We start from the raw sequence: 632 nt of genomic DNA, 5'->3' as shown, positions 1-632 counted from the left end.
TATTCGAGCAAATAGATGCTTATATACCAGAACCAGAAAGAGATGTTGATAAGAACTTCTTAATGCCAGTAGAAGACGTATTCTCTATAACAGGAAGAGGAACAGTTGCTACAGGTAGAGTTGAAAGAGGTATATTAAAAGTTCAAGACGAAGTTGAATTAGTTGGATTAGCTGAAGAGCCAAGAAAAATGGTAGTAACAGGAGTAGAAATGTTCAGAAAGTTACTAGACCAAGCTCAAGCTGGAGATAACATAGGAGCTCTTATAAGAGGGGTACAAAGAAATGAAATAGAAAGAGGACAAGTTCTTGCTAAGCCAGGAACAGTTAAAGCTCATACTAAATTCATGGCAGAAGTATACGTTCTTAAAAAAGAAGAAGGTGGAAGACATACTCCATTCTTCGATGGATACAGACCACAATTCTACTTCAGAACAACTGACGTTACTGGAGCTTGTAAGTTACCAGAAGGTATAGAAATGGTTATGCCTGGAGATAACGTAACTATGTCTGTAGAGTTAATAAACTCTATAGCTGTAGAAGAAGGATTAAGATTCGCAATAAGAGAAGGTGGAAGAACAGTAGCATCAGGAGTTGTTGCTTCTATAGTAGAATAATTTCTACATTCCAATTCT

General features: G+C 36.7%; 1 protein-coding gene. It reads left to right on the top strand.

Annotated features, from left to right (window positions below; all coding sequences use genetic code 11):
- The coding region (locus ACI48P_RS22285; protein WP_475219660.1) for an EF-Tu C-terminal domain-related protein at positions 1-614 on the top strand (614 nt) is incomplete at its 5' end.
- Positions 615-632 lie beyond the last annotated feature (18 nt).

This window comes from Romboutsia sp. LXY-2 (assembly GCF_056171995.1).
This window is presented reverse-complemented; position numbering and strand designations above follow the sequence as displayed.